Source organism: Alphaproteobacteria bacterium, from assembly GCA_018063245.1.
Lineage (GTDB): Bacteria > Pseudomonadota > Alphaproteobacteria > JAGPBS01 > JAGPBS01 > JAGPBS01.
This window is the reverse complement of sequence record JAGPBS010000019.1, coordinates 1-20,352: the sequence shown is the minus strand read 5'-3', so window position 1 is coordinate 20,352 and position 20,352 is coordinate 1. Positions and strand designations below refer to the sequence as shown.

Sequence of the window (20,352 nt, the reverse complement as noted above, 5' to 3'; positions counted from 1 at the left end):
GACCTTAGGGGTATTTTTAGAGTTGAGAGCGAGTGGTTGATTAATTCCAATCACTATCATCGTTACTGTCGTCCTCGTCATCACTTTGTGCAATGAGATCTCTTCTGTTGTTTAAGGCCTGATTTAATGCCCCGGCCATACCAGCTTTAGGTGCAGCAGCGCCAGGTGCTTTTGGTTCAACAGGCTTTAATTGTTTACCTGCTCGAATTTGTGCCAAGAGTGAAGAAACCTCAGGTCTTGCAGGTTCTGCTTGAGGCGCCTCATCTTCTGGTGGATGCACAACATCACCTGGAGGTGGAGGAATGTTTTCTGCTGGCGGAGCGAGAACTTCTGGAGCTTCATCATGAGCAACCACATATTCTTCCATGACGACAGGATCGAATTCTTTATCAAAATCCATACCTTCGAAAGGGCCCGCTAGTGGCTCTAGCTCATCTACTGGAGGCGGTGGTGGCATTTTTGGTGGTGCGCCAGCCGCTTTTGGCATTGGAGGAGGTGGTGGTGGAGCTGCGCCTACGACTGGGCCCGGTGCTTTCGGCATTGGAGCGCCTTTAGGTGCTGCACCTGGAGCTTTACCTGCTCCTTTTGCTGGTCTTGGTGGCATTTTTGGTGCTACTTTTGGGCCTGGGCCTTTTGCAACGCCGAATACTGCAGCGCCAGCATGTCCGCCACCGACAACAACAGGACGGAATCTTGGGTCGCCAACAACCTCATTTAGTTTAGCAAAGTTAGCTGTTGCCTGTGCTTGTAAATCATTCACACGTGGCATATTTCTGAGTTGATCTTGAAGTTGATTAAATCGATCGAATGCAGCTCTCACGGATAACCCTTGTTTCACTGTTAGGTTGAGGATAGGGTTATGTTGTGAAATTTGTGTGCCATTGTTAAAGGCATTTCTGATTTCATTTGTAAAAAGCTGTTTATGTGGGTTGGTCTTCATGCTTGGGTGTGTTTGAACGCCAGCGCCTCCCAACATGCTGCTCACAAATTGGTTTAGATCTGCTCGGGCTTGTTGAGCTTGTGTTTGCACATGGTTCATTCCTGCCATTTTCGCTTGAATGATAGGTGAATTAATCACGTGAGCTGGGTTTTTACTTGCGTTTGGTAAGGGTCTAATTTCATCTGCAAGGGCTCTAATTTCACCTGCATCGAGATGGAATGTCTCAGCAAATGATAGAACGCACATAAGATCTTGGGTTTTAGGGGCTGCGTTATAAACTTCATTCAAGAGCGCTTGGCCACCTGCATTGACAAGAATGTCGGTGAAGTCTTTGTCTTTGAACAACTCCCATTTAGGTTGATTAAATTTTGGGTCTAACCCGGCTGTATGTCCTGCATCTTGGTGAGCTGCGATATTTGCAACAAATGCGCCGACATTAATATTTGAAATAGGTGCCATTATATTTCTCCTTTTAAATTTATTTAGTTAGAATGATGATTGTACCTATATAATTCATTCTTAATAGAAATTATAGCACACTTTAAATAAAAATATAACATATTTTTTTATAATTTATAAAAATAATTCATTTTTCGTTCATGGGTTGTGATTCAGAATAGGGGAGGCTTTTTAAAAAAACTTTTGAAGAGCTGGTTATTATAAACAAAAATTAAGGAGAATATAGATGAGCGGATTAGATCTTAAAGACGTCGGCGTGGGTTTAGGAAATGCAGCAATTGATGCTGGTGTCGATGCGGTAACAGGACAATTGCCGGATGGTCTTGCAGAAACAGTTAAAGATTTAGGGTTAAACCCGCAGCTGAGTGTTGGTGATGACGGAAAAGTCAAAGTTCAAACTGGTAATGATTTAATTGATAAAGCAATTGATGGTAAGCCAATAACAGAGCGTGATGTTATCGCTGAAGCACCAAAAATTATCGAACTTATTAAGGATCTTATTGAATATATCATGAGTCTTTTTGGTAAAAAATCAAAAAGCGTAGATGGTGAAACACACGCAGGCGTATTTGATGCTCTGAAAGCTGTTGTTCATAAGACAAGTTTTGATATTCCTGGACGTGAAGAAAAAGGTAAGATTGCTGTGAATTTGGCTAAGCAAAAAGCAACAGCAAAAATTCCAAAGACATTGGCGAAAAATTTGAATCTGAAAGGAAAAGCAAATTTGGGTAGTAGCAAAGCTAAGGTTGATTTGAATGACCTGCATAAAGCTATGCCAGAAGCGCATCTTGATCAAGTTGTCAAAAATATGGCTAAAGGCGCAAGACGTCAAGCACTTGCTCCTCACAAAAAGAAATAAGAAATCCTTGTTTATTCAGAAAAGCCTCTTTCAATAGAAAGGGGCTTTTCTTTTGAGATGTAAGAGTATATAAAAGAATAATAACAATAAAAAGGAGACTGAATATGTCAGGTATTGATTCAACCCCATCACCACTTACAAAAGAATTTCAAGAAATGTTAAATGCACCAATTGAAGTTGAGTTTGAGTGTAATTTGAAAGATAGCGCAGTTCCTTCAGGTATGAGTATGAGGAAAGTTGCTTTAAGTGTGATAGATGGTAAGATGACTCTCCGCGTTGGAGATGCTGTTATTGATAAAGCTAAGTTTTTAGGTCAATATGCGGCTCTTCCAGCTCAGGCAGGAAATGCGATGCAGAATGCCTATAAGCTTGTCATGGACGCAAATGTGAAGGCTCATAGCGAGAAAAAATAATCATTATTCTTTCTGGTGTTTTGATTCAATTCTGTTAAGATGAAGGTTCATTTTGGATGTAATTTTCAAAATAGGATTGTTGTGTAAGGAGTTATGAAATGTCTATCTTGAGTGAAAATGAAATAGAACAGAAAATGAATAAGGCGATGGATGCGCTTCATCGTGAGTTCACTGGCCTTAGAACAGGGCGTGCTTCTGTGAATTTGCTTGATAATATTTATGTTGAGGCTTACGGTGCGCGTTCACCTTTGACAAGCGTTGGCGGTATTAGTGCGCCTGAAGCCAGAATGCTGACCGTTCAAGTGTGGGATAATGGGCTTGTTAAATCAGTTGAAAAAGCAATTCGTGAGTCTGGTCTTGGTTTGAACCCACAGGCGGATGGGCAATTGGTCCGGATACCGATTCCATCACTCAGTGAAGAGCGTCGTCGTGATCTCGTGAAGATTGCTGGGAAATGTGCTGAGCAAATCCGTATTGTGATTCGCAATGATCGTCGTGATTTTATGGAGCTTTTGAAAAAAGCTGAAAAAGACAGTGATTTGTCAAAGGATGATCATAAAAAACTCAGTGATCTCGTGCAAAAAGTGACAGATAAATTTATGAAAAAAATTGATGATTTATTGAAGCAAAAAGAACAAGAGATCATGCAAGTTTAAAGCGATCATTTTTAATGAAGACAGAAGGGTTCTTGCTTGTAAAGAGCCTTTTTAAGAAAAATAACTGGAATTTGAATGCAAGATCTCAATAAGGATTCAGTCGGAAATCCAATAAAAATACCAAATCATGTTGCAATCGTTATGGATGGTAACAGACGTTGGGCTGAATCTAAGAAGTTACCGAAGATTGAGGGCCATCGACAAGGTGTTGCTGCTCTGAGGCGGACGATGGAAGTTGCCAAAGAAGCGGGGGTTAAGTACCTGACTGTTTATGGCTTTTCAACAGAAAATTGGTCGCGTTCAGCGGAGGAGACATCTGGATTGATGGGTTTGCTCCGATTCTATCTGAAAAATGAGATTAAGGATCTTGCCAAGAATAAAATCAGGCTTAGGTTTATTGGCGATCCAGAGCCTTTGGATAAAGATATCAAAGATTTAATGGTCAAGGCTGAATTAGATACGGCTCAGTATGATGATTTTCATCTGATCATTGCCTTGAATTATGGTGCGCGCGATGAACTTAGGCATGCAGCGCAGCACTTATCAGAGCAAGTGAAAAGAGGATCGTTGGACCCGGTAGATATAACAGAAGAGATGGTATCAGCACATCTTTATACAAAATTGCTTCCAGATCCTGATCTTTTAATTCGTCCGGGTGGTGAAATCCGCGTGAGTAACTTTTTGCTTTGGCAAATTGCTTATGCGGAGTTTTATTTTACAGATGTGTTGTGGCCTGATTTTGATAAGCAGCATTTCATGGAAGCACTGACAGAATTTGCAAAACGCAAGCGGCGTTTTGGAGGATATGATAGCGAAGATGGTAAATAGTTTTATGCAGAATAATGTTTTAGTGCGCTCTCTTGTGGCGCTTGTTATCCTTCCGATTGTTGGGCTCGCTTTGTATTTAGGCGATGCTTATTTTATGGGTTTTCTTATTGTGCTAGGTTTTGTCGGCGCAAAAGAGTGGCTGAGGCTCACAGATCCTGAAGCTCCAAGCCATTTGGTGATTCAGTTCTATTTAACGCTCTTTTCCATGTTGATTTTTATGATGACGGGCCTAGTGACTTGGGGGATTGTCTTTTCTTTGGCCATGCTGATTCTTTATTATGCAAGAGTAAAGCTTTTGAAAAGGCCGAATCCGATCATGATGAGTTTTGGCCTTGTGTACCTTTTTGTGCCAATTGCCTCAGGCCTTTGGCTTAGAAATCACGCTCCGGAAGGATTGTTACATTTTATGCTCTTGGTTTTGATTTTAATTGCAACGGACACAGGTGCTTTCTTTACAGGTAGAGCAATCGGTGGTCCTAAGCTTGCACCTGCCATTAGTCCCAATAAAACCTGGTCAGGATCAATAGGTGGTTTGCTTTCAGCTCTTTTGGTTTGTTATCTTTTTCAGGCCTATGTACCTTCTTATTCAATGCCGATCTCATTTTGGGCGGTTGCGATTTTGGTTTCAATGATGGGACAAATCGGTGATTTGTTTGAATCACACATGAAACGCCGAGCTGGTGTAAAAGACAGCGGTACTTTGTTACCAGGGCATGGGGGAATTTTAGACAGAGTCGATAGTTACCTGTTCGGAATTCCAATGATGGCTTTATTGGTTTATGTAAGCATATAGGATGTCAGATGGATAATAATGAAGGTCTCTTTTCAGAGCGTGGTATTTCTCTTTTAGGATCGACAGGATCTGTTGGGGAAAGCACACTTGATATTATTAGACGTCATGAAAAAGGTCGGTTTAAAGTTGAGCTTTTAACGGCGCAAAGCTCAGTTGAACGGTTGATTTTACAAGCGAAAGAGTTTAACCCCACGCGTGTGGTGATTGGCCGGGAAGATCTCTATCAAACCTTGAAGGATGGCCTTTCAGGCCTTGATATTGAGATCTGTGCTGGTGAAAAGGCTTTGATTCAGGCAGCAGCAGAACCAGTTGAGATGACAGTTGCTGCAATCGTCGGTGCAGTTGGCTTGAAGCCGAGTTATGCAGCAATCCAGCATTCGAAATATCTTGCGCTTGCCAATAAGGAAAGTCTTATTTGTGCTGGTCGATTTATGATGGATGCTTTGCAAAAGACAGGGGCGCAGATTCTGCCAATTGATAGCGAACATAACGCCATTTTGCAATCCTCTAGAGGTGAAAAAAGAGAAGATATTTATTCCGTTGTGATTACGGCTTCAGGGGGGCCTTTTTATGCTTTGAGCCGTGATGAGATGGCTCAAAAATCAGCAGAGCAAGCCATTTTGCATCCAACCTGGAAAATGGGTCCCAAGATATCTGTTGATAGCGCGACATTGGTGAATAAGGCGCTTGAGATTATTGAGGCGCATTATTTGTATGATCTGCCGCCTGAGCTGATTCGTGTTTTGGTGCATAGGCAATCTTTGATTCATGCGATGGTTGAGTATAAGGATGGTTCGATTTTATGCCAGTTAGGACCCTCTGATATGCGCGTTCCGATTTCTTATTGTTTGGGTTGGCCGAATCGTGTCGAGTCTGGTGTGAACCGGCTTTCTTTGGCTCAATTTAGCAAACTCACGTTTGAAGAACCTGATTTTGAAAAGTTTCCCTTACTAAAGCAGGGCTGGGAGTGTCTTGCTGAAAAAGAGACAAAGCCTTTAATTTTCAATGCAGCCAATGAAATTGCGGTTGCAGCCTATCTAGCAGGCAAGGTTAGGTTTTTGGATATTGAAAAAATTATTTTGCATTGTCTTGATCAGCTTTCATTCAAAAAACCTGGATCTATTGATGATATTTTGGCAATGAATGATGAAGTACGGGGCTTTGCAGAGAGATATGTTGTGGAAGGGCTTAATTAATTTCACACAAGTGTAAACATTTTTGGTAATATAAAGGTAAGGATAGAGGTAGATGGTTAGTTGGATATGGGAAAACATAGCAGCCTTTTTGTTTGTTTTGACTCTTTTGGTTTTTGTCCACGAATTAGGGCATTATCTCGTTGCTCGCTTTTGTGGGGTTGGTATTGATGTTTTTTCAATCGGTTTTGGTCCTGAGATTTTTGGATGGACAGATCGATCAGGTACAAGGTGGAAGTTAAGCATTATTCCTCTTGGTGGATATGTTAAAATGGTTGGAGATGCTAATGCTGCTTCGATCCCAGATGATGCTGTTGAGGCTTTGCCTCCTGAGCTGAAAGAAAAAGCCTTTTGCTATAAGCCTTTGCTTAGTCGAACATTGGTTGTATTTGCAGGACCATTTGCAAATTTTCTTTATGCAGTGGTGATTTTTTCCTGCATCTTTATGTATATTGGTCAGCCAGTTACACCACCTGTGATTGGGGATATTCAAGCAGGCAGCGCAGCTGAAAAAGCTGGTTTCCATAAAGGAGACCGCGTTTTGATTGCTGATGGTCAAACGGTTGAAAGATTTGAAGAGCTACAGCAAATCGTGCGGTTGAAGCCTGATCAAACAATGACTTTTGCTGTTGAGCGTGACGGCCGTGAAGTTTTATTAAAAGCAGAATTGAAATCTGTTGAGCTTGATAATTCTTTTGGTGGAAAAGAGAAAGTGGGTCTTTTGGGACTTCAAGCGACAGGTCTTGAATTCAAAAAATATCCGCCGATTATGTCAATATGGCAAGGCATTCGTGAGACTTACTCTGTCACCCGTACCATGGTTGTCGCGATGGGGCAATTGGTGATGGGACAGAGAGGCTCAGGTGATGTTGGCGGACCTATTAAAATTGCGCAGCTGACCAATCAAGTGGCGCAAGAAGGTATTGTAATGCTGCTTTGGTTTAGTGCTCTATTGTCAATCAATTTGGGGTTTTTGAATCTGTTACCGATCCCCGTTTTAGATGGGGGGCATCTTTTCTTTTACGCGATTGAGGGGATTATAGGGCGTCCTTTGAATAAAAAATGGATGGATATTTTCTATCGTATTGGATTTGCTCTTTTAATTTCACTGATGATTTATGCAACGGTGAAGGATGTTTTGGGCCTGTCTTTTTTTAAAGGGTAGATGTCAGAATTCCCTATTGCTTTTTTTATGGAGATGGGGCAAAAAGAATGAGTTGGTTAAATTGAGTAGGTCTTTAAAATGAAAAATAAGAACATGAATAGTTTGATAAGCACAAAAACGCTGAGATGGATGACATTTGCGACTTTGCTTGTGACAGGTTTGGTGCCAGCACTTGCAGATGCAGCGATTGCTTCAAAAATTGATGTAGAAGGTAATAATCGGATTGAAGTTGAGACGGTTAAAGCCTATATGACAATTAAAGAAGGTGCGGATTATTCAAGTCAAGATCTTGATGATTCTTTAAAAAGCCTTTACAACAGCGGTCTTTTTTCTGATGTCAAAGTGAAAAGTGATGGTTCAGTTGTTCGTGTGATTGTTGTTGAGAACCCTATCATCAATCGTATCGCGATTGAGGGAAATCAAAAGATTAAAGACGAAGATTTGCTCAAAGAGATCCAATTAAAGCCAAAATTTGTCTTTACACGTAAAAAAGTGCAGGCTGATGTTCAGCGTCTTGTCGATATTTATCAAAAATCAGGCCGTTATTCTATTCTGATTGAACCAAAAATTATTGAGCTTGACCATAATCGTGTTGATTTGGTTTTTGAAATTAATGAAGGGCCTCCTGCAGAAGTTCGCAAAATCCTGTTTATTGGGAACCATAATTACAGTGCTTCAACACTTGAAGAGGCTATTTTAACAAGAGAATGGCGCTGGTATCGTTTTTTAACAAGCGATGATATTTATGATGCTGACCGCGTTGAGGCAGATAAAGAAATGTTGCGTCGTTTTTACTGGAATCATGGCTATGCTGATTTTAAAGTGCTCTCTGTTGTTGCAGAACTCTCACCTGATAAAAATGACTTTTATTTGACCTTTACGATTGATGAAGGTGAAAAATATAAGTTTGGGAATGTTGATATCGAAACTGATTTGCGTAAGTTGGATGTAGAGCCGCTTAAAAAGGTTTTGACCATTGAAACGGGTGATCGTTATAACCGCGATCAAATTGATAAGACAATTAATGCTTTAACGGAAGCCGCTGGTGAACAGCAATATGCATTCGTTGATATTCATCCGCGGATTGAAAAAAATCCTGAAGAAAAGATTGTCGATATTACCTTTTTGGTTGAAGAAGGGCCAAAAGTATTCGTTGAACGGATTAATATTAATGGTAACGTGAGAACGCTTGATAAGGTAATCCGTCGTGAGATTCAGATGGTTGAAGGCGATCCTTTCAATCAAGCCAGATTAAATGAATCTGAGCGCCGCATTAAAAGTTTAGACTTCTTTGAGAAAGTTGAAGTTGAGACCTCTGAAGGCACTGCAGAAGATCTATCTGTTGTTGATGTGAATGTTGAAGAAAAATCAACAGGTAGCTTTAAGTTTGGTGTTGGTTATGGAACGCTAGATGGTCCTTTGCTTGATGTTGGTTTGCGTGAGCGCAACCTATTGGGTCGCGGACAAGACTTGGCTCTTAATTCACGTTTAAGTAAACGTAAAACGGATTACAGCATTAGTTTTACGGAGCCGCACTTTATGGATCGCGAGTTGGCTGTTGGGTTTGACTTGTTCAGAACAGAATCAGATAATTCAAAAGAGAGCTCATTTACTGAAGAAAATACAGGTGCTACATTTAGGGTTGGTTATCCATTGACCGAATATCTCTATCATACGCTGTATTACTCTATTGTTTATGAGAAGGTAACCGATGTAAAACATGATGCCTCACGTTTTATTAAAGCACAACAAGGGGACCGTTTTGTGTCAATCGTGGGTCATAACTTTATGTATGATCGTAGAGATTTACCGATGGATCCAACAGAAGGGTACTATATCTCTTTGAATCAGGCTTTAGCTGGTGTTGGTGGTGATGTTCGTTATATTCAACATCGAGCCAGAGCTGCTTACTTTATCCCTATTTATGAAAAAGCTGTCTTGAGCTTTTTGGCAGAAGGTGGTCATACTCAAGGTATTGGTCAAAAAGTAAGATTGGCTGACAGATTCTTCATGGGCGGTGATAATATGCGCGGCTTTAAATATGGTGGTCTTGGTCCTCGCGATAAGAAAACAAGAGATGCCTTGGGTGGTAACTGGTTCTATCGTTTCAGTTCTGAGTTATCTTCTCCGATTGGATTGCCTGAAGAGTTTGGTGTAAAAGGTCACTTGTTTGTTGACATGGGAAGTCTTGGTAAAGTTGAAGACAAGCCTGTTGCAGGTGAGAGCTTCTACACAGATACATCACCACGTGTTGCAGTTGGTGCCGCTGTATCGATGAATCTGCCAATTGGCCCAATCCGTCTTGAATTTACCAAAGCTGTTGTGAAAGAAAGCTATGATAAAGACAAAGTGTTCCGTTTAACTTATTCATCTAGTTTCTAGAAAGGAAATGTAAATGTCGATTGCTGTAACAGAAAATAAACTGCTTAATGAATCTCAGTCACTTTCTCAGGACAACGTTTTACGTAAAACAAAACTCCTGGTAGCGGCTTGTTCTTTTGCTGCTGTGATCCCCTTTATGATGAGTCAGACTGCCTTAGCGGAGAATATTTTCCAGAAAAAGGGACCACAGAGTGAAGCACCAAAAGAAGAAGGTCAATCATCAACGCCAGCTCCTCAAGAGGCGCTTCTCAATACAGAATTGACTTCAATTGAAGCAGCGCAGGAATCTCCTGCTGCAAACCCATCGGAACAAGAAAATAACACAGGGTCAATTTTGGGGAATCGTAGCCCTGCAGCAGTATCACAGATGACGTCTTCAAAAGGCATGCCTAAAATTATTGTTGTTGATGTTCAAGGCGTCTTAATGTCCTCATCAGTTGGCAAGGATATTAAAAAGCAATTTGATGATAAGCAAGCGGCTTTCATGAAAGAGATTGAAGTGGAAGAAGGCGAGCTTAAAAAGACAGAGCAAGACTTGCTGCGTCAGAGAACAGTTTTGTCGCAAGACGTTTTTGCAAAGAAAAAGGCAGAATTTGATGAGCGTATGGTGGCGCTTAATACAAAATTCCAGAAGAACCGTCAAATTTTGGAAGAAGCTTTTAATTTAGCCCGTACAGATGTTGAGAGTAAGCTTCTGGATGTGATTAAAGAAGTCAAGATTGAACAGAGTGCCAATTTGGTCTTGCCTGCACAGCAAGTGATTATGGGCGATGATCAAATGGATGTGACAAATGAAGTGCTCTCTCGTTTCAATAAAAAAGTGCCTTCTTATAAGGTAAACTTTTAGGAATTGGTATCACAACTCTTGGTCATCCTGAACTCGTTTCAGGATCTCATCCTTATTTCAACAAGATGCTGAAATAAATTCAGCATGACGTACGAATTGTTACTTTTTCTGGATTTCCTCCTACGCCATCCGTCTTCGCTATGCTTCGACGCGATAATGGCTTAGGCCGACAGGTCGCGGAAATCACAAAAGAGAGTGCCGGAATGACAAAAGAGAGAATAACTTTCAAATAAGGGTTTTCATGAGGTGACCCTGCCGGTTCATCATGCATTCATCATTCTCAATTGAGGATTGATGACCAAAGCTTTTTCGCGAATCGCTTGAAAATCCTCTTTTTTGATCATCTTGCAATGCGATATCACCAATTTTCTGAGGCTGGGTAAGTCAGCAATAGCTTTCAAGACATGCTCGGAATTGATGAATTCGAGTGAGTGGATTTGAAGACTTTCTAATCTGTCGAGCGTTGCTCCCTTTCTCTTGAAGTCCAAATCTGTGAGTGTTGTTTTTTTGCCTGTATGCAGAACAAGAGTTTGAAGGTTTGGCGTTTGTTTTAAGAATAAGGCCAGAGATCTAGATGTCATTTCAAAAAGACAGAGATTGACACGTTTTAGATTCGGCAGAGATCTTTTGATCTCAGCAAGAATATGTGTTTTTGAGTTCTTGATAGATAATGAGTCTAAATAAGGCATGGAATGAAAATAATAGTCAAGTGTTTCGGTTCTAAACTGGTGAACACTATGCAGTTTTAAACGTGTAAGGTTATTAAAAAATGGTACAGAGTCTCGATCTGTTGGAGTTGAGCCGATAAAGCCCTTGACCGTTAAGGATGAGAGAGCTGGGAATTGCTGAGATAGAGCGATCAGTGTTTCATCAAGTGGTGAGATTGGATGACGCTTATTATCGCTTTTCCCCTCTATTTTTAGCGAGGTGGCAGTATGTGATGTGATAAGGTCAGGAATTGGGTTCGTCACAAGAGGCTTTTTGACTTTTTTCGGAGCAGTTCTGCTGATGTTTTTCACTGCATGAAAGAGTTGAGAAAGCAAGCCTGAATTCTCTAGAGTCTGGTTATCTTGTGCTTGTTGAGGAACTTTCTCTTCTTCCGTCTGAGCTTCTTTTAAAGCCATGAATTGTCTTCTCAATTCAGCGAACTTTCTATCCAGTTTACCAAGCATTGTATAGTGAATTTGACATTTTTTCTCTGACTCGGTTTGTATTTGGAAGCTGACTTTTGTTCTGATGACAGTAGATGATATCTTTAACGGAACAGACGGATCCAGTCTTTCTAACATCAGTTTCATGGCTTGCGCTTCTTCTCCAGAAAGCGTTTCTTGAAATCTGACTGTTGTGAGGTCTGATCTCTCAATCAAGGAGAGCCAGCCCATGTCTGGAGCCGCATTGTCGACGGAAATGTCTCTTACGAAGGAGAGCTCACCCAAATTTTGTTCATATTGAATGAATTGAGCTTGATCTTTTAGGTTAATAGCTGAATCAATAGCTTTAAGTTTAGGAAATTTATTGAAGAGTGAAATGGCTTCTTCAGGAGCCAGCTCTTCGTCAGAAAATTGAAAAGTAAAGGGAAGATGCCTGGCCTTTTCAGAAAGCTCAGTTGCGAGAAGGGATTGTAAGGCAGATTGGTATTGATTTCGGTGGCGAATGTCAACGCCATAATAAACGTAGACAGAGGTGAGCTGAGGAACATATCTCATGATCAAATCGCAATTTTCTTGAGTCAGTAAATCGAGCTTCTCAAGATAGATCTCAGAAACTGTCCGATAAAGTCTATCGAATGAGGAAAAAATATTTTCATCCCAGAGAGAGCGGTTTCTGTCTATGCAAACAGAGCGCATATCTTTTAAGTAAGGGTTTGTCTTTTCAAGAATGGCTGCACTCAAGGAATCTAAATGGGGAGCATTGAAATGTTCATGACCGGTTGGTTTCATCTGGAAGAAGATAAGTGGAAATTGCAGGGATGAATTTTCTTTGATGATTTGTAAAAGAGCCTTTCCATGAAAGCAATCTAGGATCCTGATAAAGCTTTGCTGGGGCTGGATGAGGTTGTAAAGAGATTTGCAAGTCTGCGCTAAATTCAAAACATCACGAGCGGTTAAGGAGCGATTGTTTAGAAAAGAACGCACTTGAGAGGCATGATTTGTTTTGAGATGAGTCCAAAATACTTGCTCTTCAGGCCTAACGGTGAAAAGTTTGAACTCTCCGCAGTGTATGGACGCTGCTTCTGCGTCTGTGAAATAGCTGACTTGCAACATATCATTGTAAGGTCTTAAATGGCTCATTTATCTCTCCGTATAAAAATAAAAAATTTCTTCAAATGGTTATAGCACTATGATTTGTTTTTGTCATTAAAAAGAGAAATTATCTTAAATCCAGCGGTATATTTTGCCGGACCATTCATTAAAATCGGCATATTTTGCCGGGACATTTTTGCCTATCAAATTTATAAATTCATAAAAATCAATAACATAAATTCGTGGCACGATTTTTGCAATGAGAGAGAGCTTCTTTAAATATCAGGAAGGTATGAGAAGAAGGTGTCTTAAAAAAATAAATTCATTTGAGGGGCATGACGAAACAACATCGGGAATGAATTCTGATGTTTAAACGCAAAAAGCGAAAGGATACTAAAATGGGTAACTCCGTATTAACAAACATATCAGCTCAAAGAGCTCGTACAAACTTAGAAGCAAACACAACAAGAGCTGCATCAGCGATTGCAAAATTATCAGGTGGTTCAAGAATCTCTAAAGCCTCTGATGATGCTGCGTCAAATGCTGTGGCAAAACAGTTGGGTGCAAATATTGCAGCTTTGATCCAAGCAAGTTCTAACGCATCACAAGGTTCTTCATTGATTGAAGTTGCGAACGGTGCTTTATCACTTCAAGGTGATATGTTGTCACGTATGAAAGTACTTGCAACTCAGTCAAACAATGGTGCTCTCGGAGCTGACCAACGTGCTTACCTTCAAAGAGAGTTTGAAAACCTTGTTGAACAAATTGATGATATTGCAACGCAAACACGTTTCAATGGTGCGTCTCTTTTGACAGGTGGTGCTGGTACAGGTACAACAGCAACAGCTTCTGTCGCTGCTGCGATCACAGGTGCAACTCTAACAAACTTTGGTACAACAACTGCAACAACAATGTCTGGTATGGTTTTAGGATCAGCAGTTTCTGCATCTGTTACAAAAGTGGGATCAACATTCACACTGTCAGCAACAATTGGTGATCAAACTTATGTTGGATCAGCAACAGGTGCTGCAGGTCAAGTTGCCTTTGTTATGGTGAGTACAACCAATCCTGCAAACCGTATTACTTTGACATCTGAAGCTGGTGCAGTTCTTGCTGCTGATACAGCTGCTGCGATTGAAACAAAGCTTAAAGGTTATCTTGGAATTGGTGGTGCTGAAGCTCGCTTTACATCAGCTTCTGGCGATGGTGATGCCAACGGAACAACGATTGCTTCAACATCTGTTGGTGCGTCAACTTCTGCAGGTGTTTACTATTTAAGCTATGTTACAGCAACAGCAACAACTGGTACTTTGACATTGTCTGATCAAAAAGGGAATAGATGGACATCTGATGTTACTGGTGCTACTGACGTATCACATAGCTTTAGTAATGGTGTTTCAATCACTCTTGGTGCAAATGGTACTGGTGCAACACAGTTTGACTTAGCTACATCACTTGCAACTCCACTGAGAATCAATGTGACAGAAGGAACAGGGATTTCAATGGATTTCCAAGTTGGTGGACAATCAACAGACGTTGTGACATTAGACTTTACACCAGCAACTGCTGCTGCTCTTAATCTAACAGGTCTTACTGTGGCAACACCAGCGAGTGCTGCAATTGCTTCTGATGCAATCGATCTTGCAATTAGTACAGTTGTGACACAACAAGCTGACTTGGGTGCGATTCAAAGCCGGTTTAACTTCGTTGGCTTTAACCTCGCTACTTTGATTGAGAACTCATCTGCTGTTAAGAGTACATTCTATGATGCTGACATGGCGCAAGAGCAAATTAACTATACAACATATAGTGTTCTTGCTGATGCTGCCATCTCAATGTTAGCTCAAGCAAACATGCAGCCACAAAAATTGGCTAAATTGTTACAGTAGTCGCTTATTTGGTTTTGCCGGTTCATTTTAAAGTGGGCCGGCATATGCCAAACTCTTAAAAGTATGATTTTCTGATTGAAAGGAAAATAAAATGTCTGATATCAAAATACAACCACCACAAGTAACGATGTCTCCAAGTCCTGATTTGGCGGCAAAAAATCTCTCAACAAAAGCGCCTGTTTATGCAAAACAAGACAAAGTTGTCCCAGCTGCTGCGACAACAACGCCTGATGCTTCAACGACAAAGCTTGCGAAATCAACAAAGTCGAACGTACCGTTTTTTAGATATGATGTAAAAAGCGGAATATCTGTGACATTGATGGTTGATAAAGCTAATCACGAAGTTGAGGAGATTCCTCCGGCTGTTTATCGTGAGTTTGTTGCGGAAAGAAGGCAAGAGCTTAAAGAAAGACTAGCGCCTAGCGTTGCAATCACAGCTTAATGCCAAACATTATTTATAGTGTTTGGCTGGTGTAAGGTCGTTTTTGCACTTTGCTCACTTGACTTGCCCCACGAATTAACGCATTCTGTTTATAGTACAGAAAGCGTATAGGGGTTTATTGTCTTAAAAATTCTTAATATTCATAAGTAAAAAGACATTATAGATTGTTTATTTTATCGTTTTCTGCGTAAGTTAATTTTGATGTGGGGAAATACAATGTCGGGTTTTGGTGTCAATAAATTAACAGCTTCTTATGATCCGGTCACGGGCAAGCCCACGATGACAACCAATCCGAATAATATTAATTCTAAGGATATGATCAAAGCCGAGATGGCTTCTAAACAAAAGCCGATTGATGAGAATCAAACCAAGATTGATGATAATCTGAAAAAGATTATGGCCTATACTACCCTTAAAACAAAACTTCAGACGTTGAACGTAGCTCTAAAGCCTTTACGCAAGCCAAATATATTTTCAGGCAATGCAGATGTGTTCAATAAAAAAAGCACTGAGCTGACAACGAATAGTTCAGTGGATGCAAATAATTTAGTGGCGGTGAGTACGGCTGATAGTGCAACAATTGGTCAATCTATTTTCACAATCAATCGTCTGGCCACATATGATCGGATTACATCGGGTGTGAGTTTTCCTTTGACAACAACAGTGCCTATAACGGTGAATGGTAATTTGGTGATTCCAAAGGCCGATGGGTCAGGAAATGAGACACTGGCTTTGACAACAGTTCAAACAATTGCAGACATTACAGCAGCCATTAATATGGTACAGAGCACCACAAATGTGGTTGCAAAATTGGTTAAAAAGGATGCTGTTTCATATGGATTTGCCTTATCAAAGACCGTAACAGGTGAAGTGATTGATGTTGCAGCAAGCTCAACAGCTTCTGTTTTGATTGATTTAGGTCTTGCGAATTCTGGCGCAACAGTCACAATTTTATCAGCCGAGCTTTTATATGACGGTTTTACAATCTATAGGCCGACAAACAAAATTACAGATCTGTTTGATAATGTGACTCTGGATCTTTTGTCTGCTGATGCAGCGCATCCAATTACAATGAATATTGATCATGATTATTTGGCGGTCAAAAATGCCATCGTTGCGGTGCGTGATACTTATAATGATTTTGTCGATTTCTATAAAGACCAGACAGCTGTTGATGATAATTGGGTTCATTTACCAGATGCTGTTCTTTATAATGATATAACGCTTAAAAACGCTTATCAAAATATAAAGAGCACATTTTTGGAGTTCTTCACAGATATGTCAGCCAGTATATTTTCAGACGGAGGCGCGGGAGCAGCTGGTGTGTTTGAGCTGAATACAATTGGTCTTGCGATTGATCAGGATGGAAAAATTGAGATTGCCGATGATGTTTTAAATCAGAAAATTTTGACTGATTTTGATGGTGTTCAAATTATGTTCGGGATGAATGCGGTGCCTTCTACGCCGTATTTGAGGATGTTAGATTGGCCAGACATCATTCCAGCTGCTCTTAGAAATTGTACGGTTACCGTGAATGTGACAGCAACAACGCCAGCAGGCGTTCCAACAGCTGGAGAATTTCAAGCAACAATTTCAGGCGCCCCAGTGACAGAGGCTGTGACGATTGATGCAGATGGATTTTTGAATGGAAATGCTGCGAGTCAATATTTTAAGGATTTTGTTGTAAGCTATACAGGTGTTGAAGCGCCGCCAACTTTCACAGGGACGATTCGGATTGATCAAGGAGTTGCAGCTCAGATTTGTGCGAATATTATGCCGCCATTGATTGTGGCTGTCGATCCATCAAAACCAGCTTCACAATCGAATAGGAGTACAATCGATCAACTCATTGATAATATCACGCAAATGAATACACGGTTAAAAGACAAGAATGCGCAGTTAAAGCGAAATCTAGAACGTGAAGAGGATAGACGTATCAAAGCCTATACTGCTGTTGAACAAAGAATTGCGGGTGTTCAAAATGTAGGCCGAAGTCTGAAAGCACAATTAAAGGCTTTTAATAAAAATTAATATTGCCCATAGGAGACAAAAATATGAACAAAACTGCTTATAAGGCCTATCAGATGAATACAACAGTTGCGATTGGCAACGCTGAGTGCACGGCTCTTTTGTTTTCAAAAGCAGCGCAGCATATTCAAAATGCTATCGAGGCAATTGAGGCGAAAAAACCTGAAGAGCGCTTTAATGAAACAGAAAAAGCGCGCACTATACTTGTTCATTTACAGGCTTCCTTAGATAGGGAGTCATCTGAGGCAAAAGTACAAGATCTCATTAAGATTCTTGATGCTTTCTATATGAGATCGACAGTGTTTTTAACGCAAATTAATATCCGGAATGATGTGAAGTTAGCAGAAGCGCTGATTTATAATTTCCGTGAGATGGCAATGAGCTTTCATAAAGTTCAGCAAGAGAATGATCAGAAAGACAAAGGGCGCCCAATTGAATTGCGAGAGACCTATGGCGCTAGTCCAGTTGGATATGAGCAAGGATCGGAACAGCCACCTGCAGTGCAGGGCCTCAGAGAGTCATTGTTGCTCTGAAAGATTCTTTTCAAAAAAAACCGCTGCAAGACGCTAATCCTGCAGCGGTTTTTTCTTTGACGTCACTTGACAATTTATTGTCATTATCGTATAATAAATCAAATAATTAGCTTAATATTGAAATTAATTTCAGTAATGAATTTGAGAATAGGAGAGACAAATGTCAGGTATTAAAGGTGACATGCCAAAGAAATCAGCTGGTCATTTAATTGAAGAGCTTAAGCTTAAACAAGAGGCAAAGCAGGGAGCAAAGCAAGCCCCATCGCCTGTGCCGCAGGCTGTAGCTGCGCCACATGCCAAGAAGGTTCCTGTTGTGCCGCCGCTTCAAGGAGCGCCATTGCTAAAACAGCCTGTCAAGAGGCCATTGCCTGTTATATCAAAAAAGCAGCCTGTTCCGCCAGTTGTTCCTAAAAAGTCTCCTGTTGCTGTCACTGTGCCAAAGCAGCATCGGCCTTTGCCTGCTCATCGCCCAGAGCAACTTTTTAGTCTTAAAGAGAATCTCGAAGCAGGAAATAATTTTTATCATGATGGTGATTTAATAAAGTCTGCTTACCATTATAAGCTTGCTCTGGATGAGGGCTGTAGCTATAACGCTATTCCTGTGGTTCATTCGAATTTAAGGTCCTCTTATCCTGAGCCTAAATATATTGAGCTATATGCCAGAATTGGGTCTCTTTATGGGACTGGTCTGGTTGGTAAAAGAGATATGAGTAAGTGTTTTCATTTTTGTTCCGTTGCGATGAGACGGACTGTTTTAGAATCAAATTGGGAATTTTTACCTCAGAGTTTCAGGCAAAAATTAATCATACATGCTAACTATCCTGATATCCTTAAGTTATTGTTGACCCAAGATGAGTCTAAACAAGAAAATATGATGTCTGGGTCAGATCTCTTTTTATTGTTATGTGAGAAGCTTGATATCGATATTGTCAATGAGCAAAAGAGGGATGTTGAATTTGCACGCACTTGGAATTATTTTCAAAAAATGGGTGAACAGGGAAATGCTCAATTTAATTATGAAGAGGGAGTCTCTTTTTTAAAAAGACAGAATTTTGTTCAAGCGGCTCATCATTTTAAACTTGCCATAGATAAAGATCATCCTGAAGCAATTAAGGCAGTGAGTCATTATCGCGAGCTTCAAGCGCGAGTGGCTTCTCTCTATGTAACTGGTGACGTCGGAGAAAAAAAGTTCAGGAAAGCATCTGAGTACTACAATTTGGCTATAAGGGGTACGAGCTTAGAGGGCTGTGTCGGGAAAATGCCCGCCATGGTTTATGTGAAATTCCTTAAGTCTGTCGATTTCTATGAATTGTTTTCTGTGTTAATTGATCAAAATGATCATATGACGCCTGAGCAACTTCTCATGTTCTTGAGTGAGAAGTTGTCTTTAGATTTAGAGCAGGCTAGAAAACGCGATGCTTTCATTTCGTCTGCTAAGGATGCGATTGCAATGGGAGACTTAGATCAGCGAAGGGAAGCTGAAGCGCGTTTGCATTCTCTCGTAGAAGAAGAGCCAGATATTTCCGTTGATACATTTCTGAGTTATGTGTCATCGAAAGACTTGATTGGAAGACCTTGTCGTGATATTCAGATGTTTGCTTTCCATGCTAAAAGAGCTCTTGATAGTGGTGCTCGTGATGATCTCTCTATGAGAGGCGCTCAGCAGGGTTTTGATGAGTATCAGAGCATGCTATTGGAAATTGGCTCACTTTATGCAAGAGGCGTTGGAGAAAAAAGTATGCAAAAGGCATTCCGATATTTTAATGAAGCTCTCGTTGGTGGTCATTTATCAAAGGTCTGGTTGATATTGCCTTACGATTTAAAAGTGCGAGTTATGCAAACTTTCAGGCTTTCTGACGCGTATTTGTCCATGGCTCTGACGAACAGACTTAATATTTTTGAATTGATGCTTTATCTTCTGCGCCAGGCTGATATTGACGTTAATGAGCCTCAGTATGAATGGATTCAAGGGTTTAATAGAGATAATAAGCAAGAATATGACGTTTATGTTATATAACTTTGGCTTATAGACTCGTCACAATAAAAACCGCTGCAAGACGCAAATCCTGTAGCGGTTTTATTTAAGTATCAGAAGTGATAACCGTCATCGCGCCTGTCGCTCCGAAGCCTTGGCGAAGGGGGAAGGAGCGTAGTGACGTGGCGATCTATTGTATTGAGTGAGATTGCCACGTCAGCCTTCGGCTTCCTCGCAATGACGCTGAGAAAATTATCCTTACGCCACGATTGAAGCGACAACACCTGCACCAACTGTACGTCCACCTTCGCGAATCGCGAAACGAAGACCTTCAGTCATAGCAATTGGAGCAATCAATTCAACTTCCATTGCGATATTATCGCCAGGCATAACCATTTCAACGCCTGCTGGCAAGTGAACCATACCGGTTACGTCTGTTGTTCTGAAGTAGAACTGTGGACGATAGTTTGTAAAGAATGGTGTGTGACGTCCACCTTCTTCTTTGGTCAAAATATAAGCTTCTGCTTTGAATTTTGTGTGTGGTGTGATTGAACCTGGTTTTGCAAGAACTTGACCACGTTCAACGTCTTCGCGTTTTGTACCGCGGAGCAACGCACCAATGTTATCACCAGCTTCACCTTGATCAAGAAGCTTACGGAACATCTCAACACCGGTCACAACTGTTTTTTGTGTTGGGCGAATACCAA

General features: G+C 40.7%; 17 protein-coding genes. 14 read left to right on the top strand and 3 right to left on the bottom strand.

The genetic code is table 11. The features are described 5' to 3' along the window. Nucleotides 1–40 precede the first annotated feature (40 nt). The gene (locus KBF71_04025; GenBank protein MBP9877484.1) at nucleotides 41–1,399 is read right to left on the bottom strand and encodes a hypothetical protein; all 1,359 of its coding nucleotides are present in this window, start codon (nucleotides 1,397–1,399) and stop codon (nucleotides 41–43) included. Nucleotides 1,400–1,625: 226 nt separating this feature from the next. Here KBF71_04025 and KBF71_04020 point away from each other — a divergent pair, with 226 nt between their 5' ends. The 9 genes from KBF71_04020 to KBF71_03980 all read left to right on the top strand — a co-directional run bounded on the left by KBF71_04020 (nucleotide 1,626) and on the right by KBF71_03980 (nucleotide 10,535). Next, the gene (locus KBF71_04020; GenBank protein MBP9877483.1) at nucleotides 1,626–2,258 is read left to right on the top strand and encodes a hypothetical protein; all 633 of its coding nucleotides are present in this window, start codon (nucleotides 1,626–1,628) and stop codon (nucleotides 2,256–2,258) included. Nucleotides 2,259–2,362: 104 nt separating this feature from the next. Continuing rightward, complete coding sequence (locus KBF71_04015) at nucleotides 2,363–2,671, top strand: hypothetical protein (protein ID MBP9877482.1); 309 nt, start codon at nucleotides 2,363–2,365, stop codon at nucleotides 2,669–2,671. A gap of 98 nt (nucleotides 2,672–2,769) precedes the next feature. Continuing rightward, the gene (gene frr, locus KBF71_04010) at nucleotides 2,770–3,327 is read left to right on the top strand and encodes a ribosome recycling factor (protein ID MBP9877481.1); all 558 of its coding nucleotides are present in this window, start codon (nucleotides 2,770–2,772) and stop codon (nucleotides 3,325–3,327) included. A gap of 75 nt (nucleotides 3,328–3,402) precedes the next feature. Next, nucleotides 3,403–4,155 (top strand): di-trans,poly-cis-decaprenylcistransferase, encoded by a 753-nt coding sequence (uppS, locus tag KBF71_04005; protein ID MBP9877480.1) that lies wholly within the window; start codon nucleotides 3,403–3,405, stop codon nucleotides 4,153–4,155. Next, nucleotides 4,145–4,948 carry a phosphatidate cytidylyltransferase gene (locus KBF71_04000; protein MBP9877479.1) on the top strand — a complete coding sequence of 268 codons (804 nt, stop codon included), beginning with the start codon at nucleotides 4,145–4,147 and terminating at the stop codon, nucleotides 4,946–4,948. Before uppS ends, KBF71_04000 begins: the two co-directional genes overlap by 11 nt. Before the next feature lie 8 nt (nucleotides 4,949–4,956). Continuing rightward, the gene (locus KBF71_03995) at nucleotides 4,957–6,144 is read left to right on the top strand and encodes a 1-deoxy-D-xylulose-5-phosphate reductoisomerase (protein ID MBP9877478.1); all 1,188 of its coding nucleotides are present in this window, start codon (nucleotides 4,957–4,959) and stop codon (nucleotides 6,142–6,144) included. Between the two features lie 52 nt (nucleotides 6,145–6,196). After that, complete coding sequence (gene rseP / locus KBF71_03990; protein MBP9877477.1) at nucleotides 6,197–7,306, top strand: RIP metalloprotease RseP; 1,110 nt, start codon at nucleotides 6,197–6,199, stop codon at nucleotides 7,304–7,306. 129 nt (nucleotides 7,307–7,435) lie between these two features. After that, nucleotides 7,436–9,688 carry an outer membrane protein assembly factor BamA gene (bamA, locus tag KBF71_03985; protein MBP9877476.1) on the top strand — a complete coding sequence of 751 codons (2,253 nt, stop codon included), beginning with the start codon at nucleotides 7,436–7,438 and terminating at the stop codon, nucleotides 9,686–9,688. A 13-nt stretch (nucleotides 9,689–9,701) separates the two neighbouring features. Next, nucleotides 9,702–10,535 (top strand): OmpH family outer membrane protein, encoded by an 834-nt coding sequence (locus KBF71_03980; GenBank protein ID MBP9877475.1) that lies wholly within the window; start codon nucleotides 9,702–9,704, stop codon nucleotides 10,533–10,535. 263 nt (nucleotides 10,536–10,798) lie between these two features. Here KBF71_03980 and KBF71_03975 read toward each other — a convergent pair whose 3' ends face one another. Next, nucleotides 10,799–12,826, bottom strand: a complete 2,028-nt coding sequence (locus KBF71_03975) for a hypothetical protein (GenBank protein MBP9877474.1) — start codon at nucleotides 12,824–12,826, stop codon at nucleotides 10,799–10,801. Nucleotides 12,827–13,176: 350 nt separating this feature from the next. Between KBF71_03975 and KBF71_03970 the strand changes: the two genes are divergently transcribed. The 5 genes from KBF71_03970 to KBF71_03950 all read left to right on the top strand — a co-directional run bounded on the left by KBF71_03970 (nucleotide 13,177) and on the right by KBF71_03950 (nucleotide 19,687). Continuing rightward, entirely contained in the window at nucleotides 13,177–14,667 is a 1,491-nt protein-coding gene (locus KBF71_03970) for a flagellin (protein MBP9877473.1), read from the top strand. 91 nt (nucleotides 14,668–14,758) lie between these two features. Further along, nucleotides 14,759–15,109, top strand: coding sequence for a hypothetical protein (locus KBF71_03965; GenBank protein ID MBP9877472.1), 351 nt, complete (start codon nucleotides 14,759–14,761; stop codon nucleotides 15,107–15,109). A gap of 216 nt (nucleotides 15,110–15,325) precedes the next feature. After that, nucleotides 15,326–17,140 (top strand): flagellar filament capping protein FliD, encoded by a 1,815-nt coding sequence (fliD, locus tag KBF71_03960; GenBank protein MBP9877471.1) that lies wholly within the window; start codon nucleotides 15,326–15,328, stop codon nucleotides 17,138–17,140. Nucleotides 17,141–17,163: 23 nt separating this feature from the next. Next, a complete protein-coding gene (locus tag KBF71_03955) occupies nucleotides 17,164–17,670 on the top strand; it encodes a flagellar protein FliS (GenBank protein ID MBP9877470.1) in 507 nt (168 codons plus the stop codon). A 160-nt stretch (nucleotides 17,671–17,830) separates the two neighbouring features. Then, nucleotides 17,831–19,687, top strand: a complete 1,857-nt coding sequence (locus KBF71_03950; GenBank protein MBP9877469.1) for a hypothetical protein — start codon at nucleotides 17,831–17,833, stop codon at nucleotides 19,685–19,687. Between the two features lie 216 nt (nucleotides 19,688–19,903). Here KBF71_03950 and tuf read toward each other — a convergent pair. Further along, nucleotides 19,904–20,352: elongation factor Tu (gene tuf / locus KBF71_03945; GenBank protein MBP9877468.1), on the bottom strand; the 449-nt coding region annotated here is incomplete at its 5' end.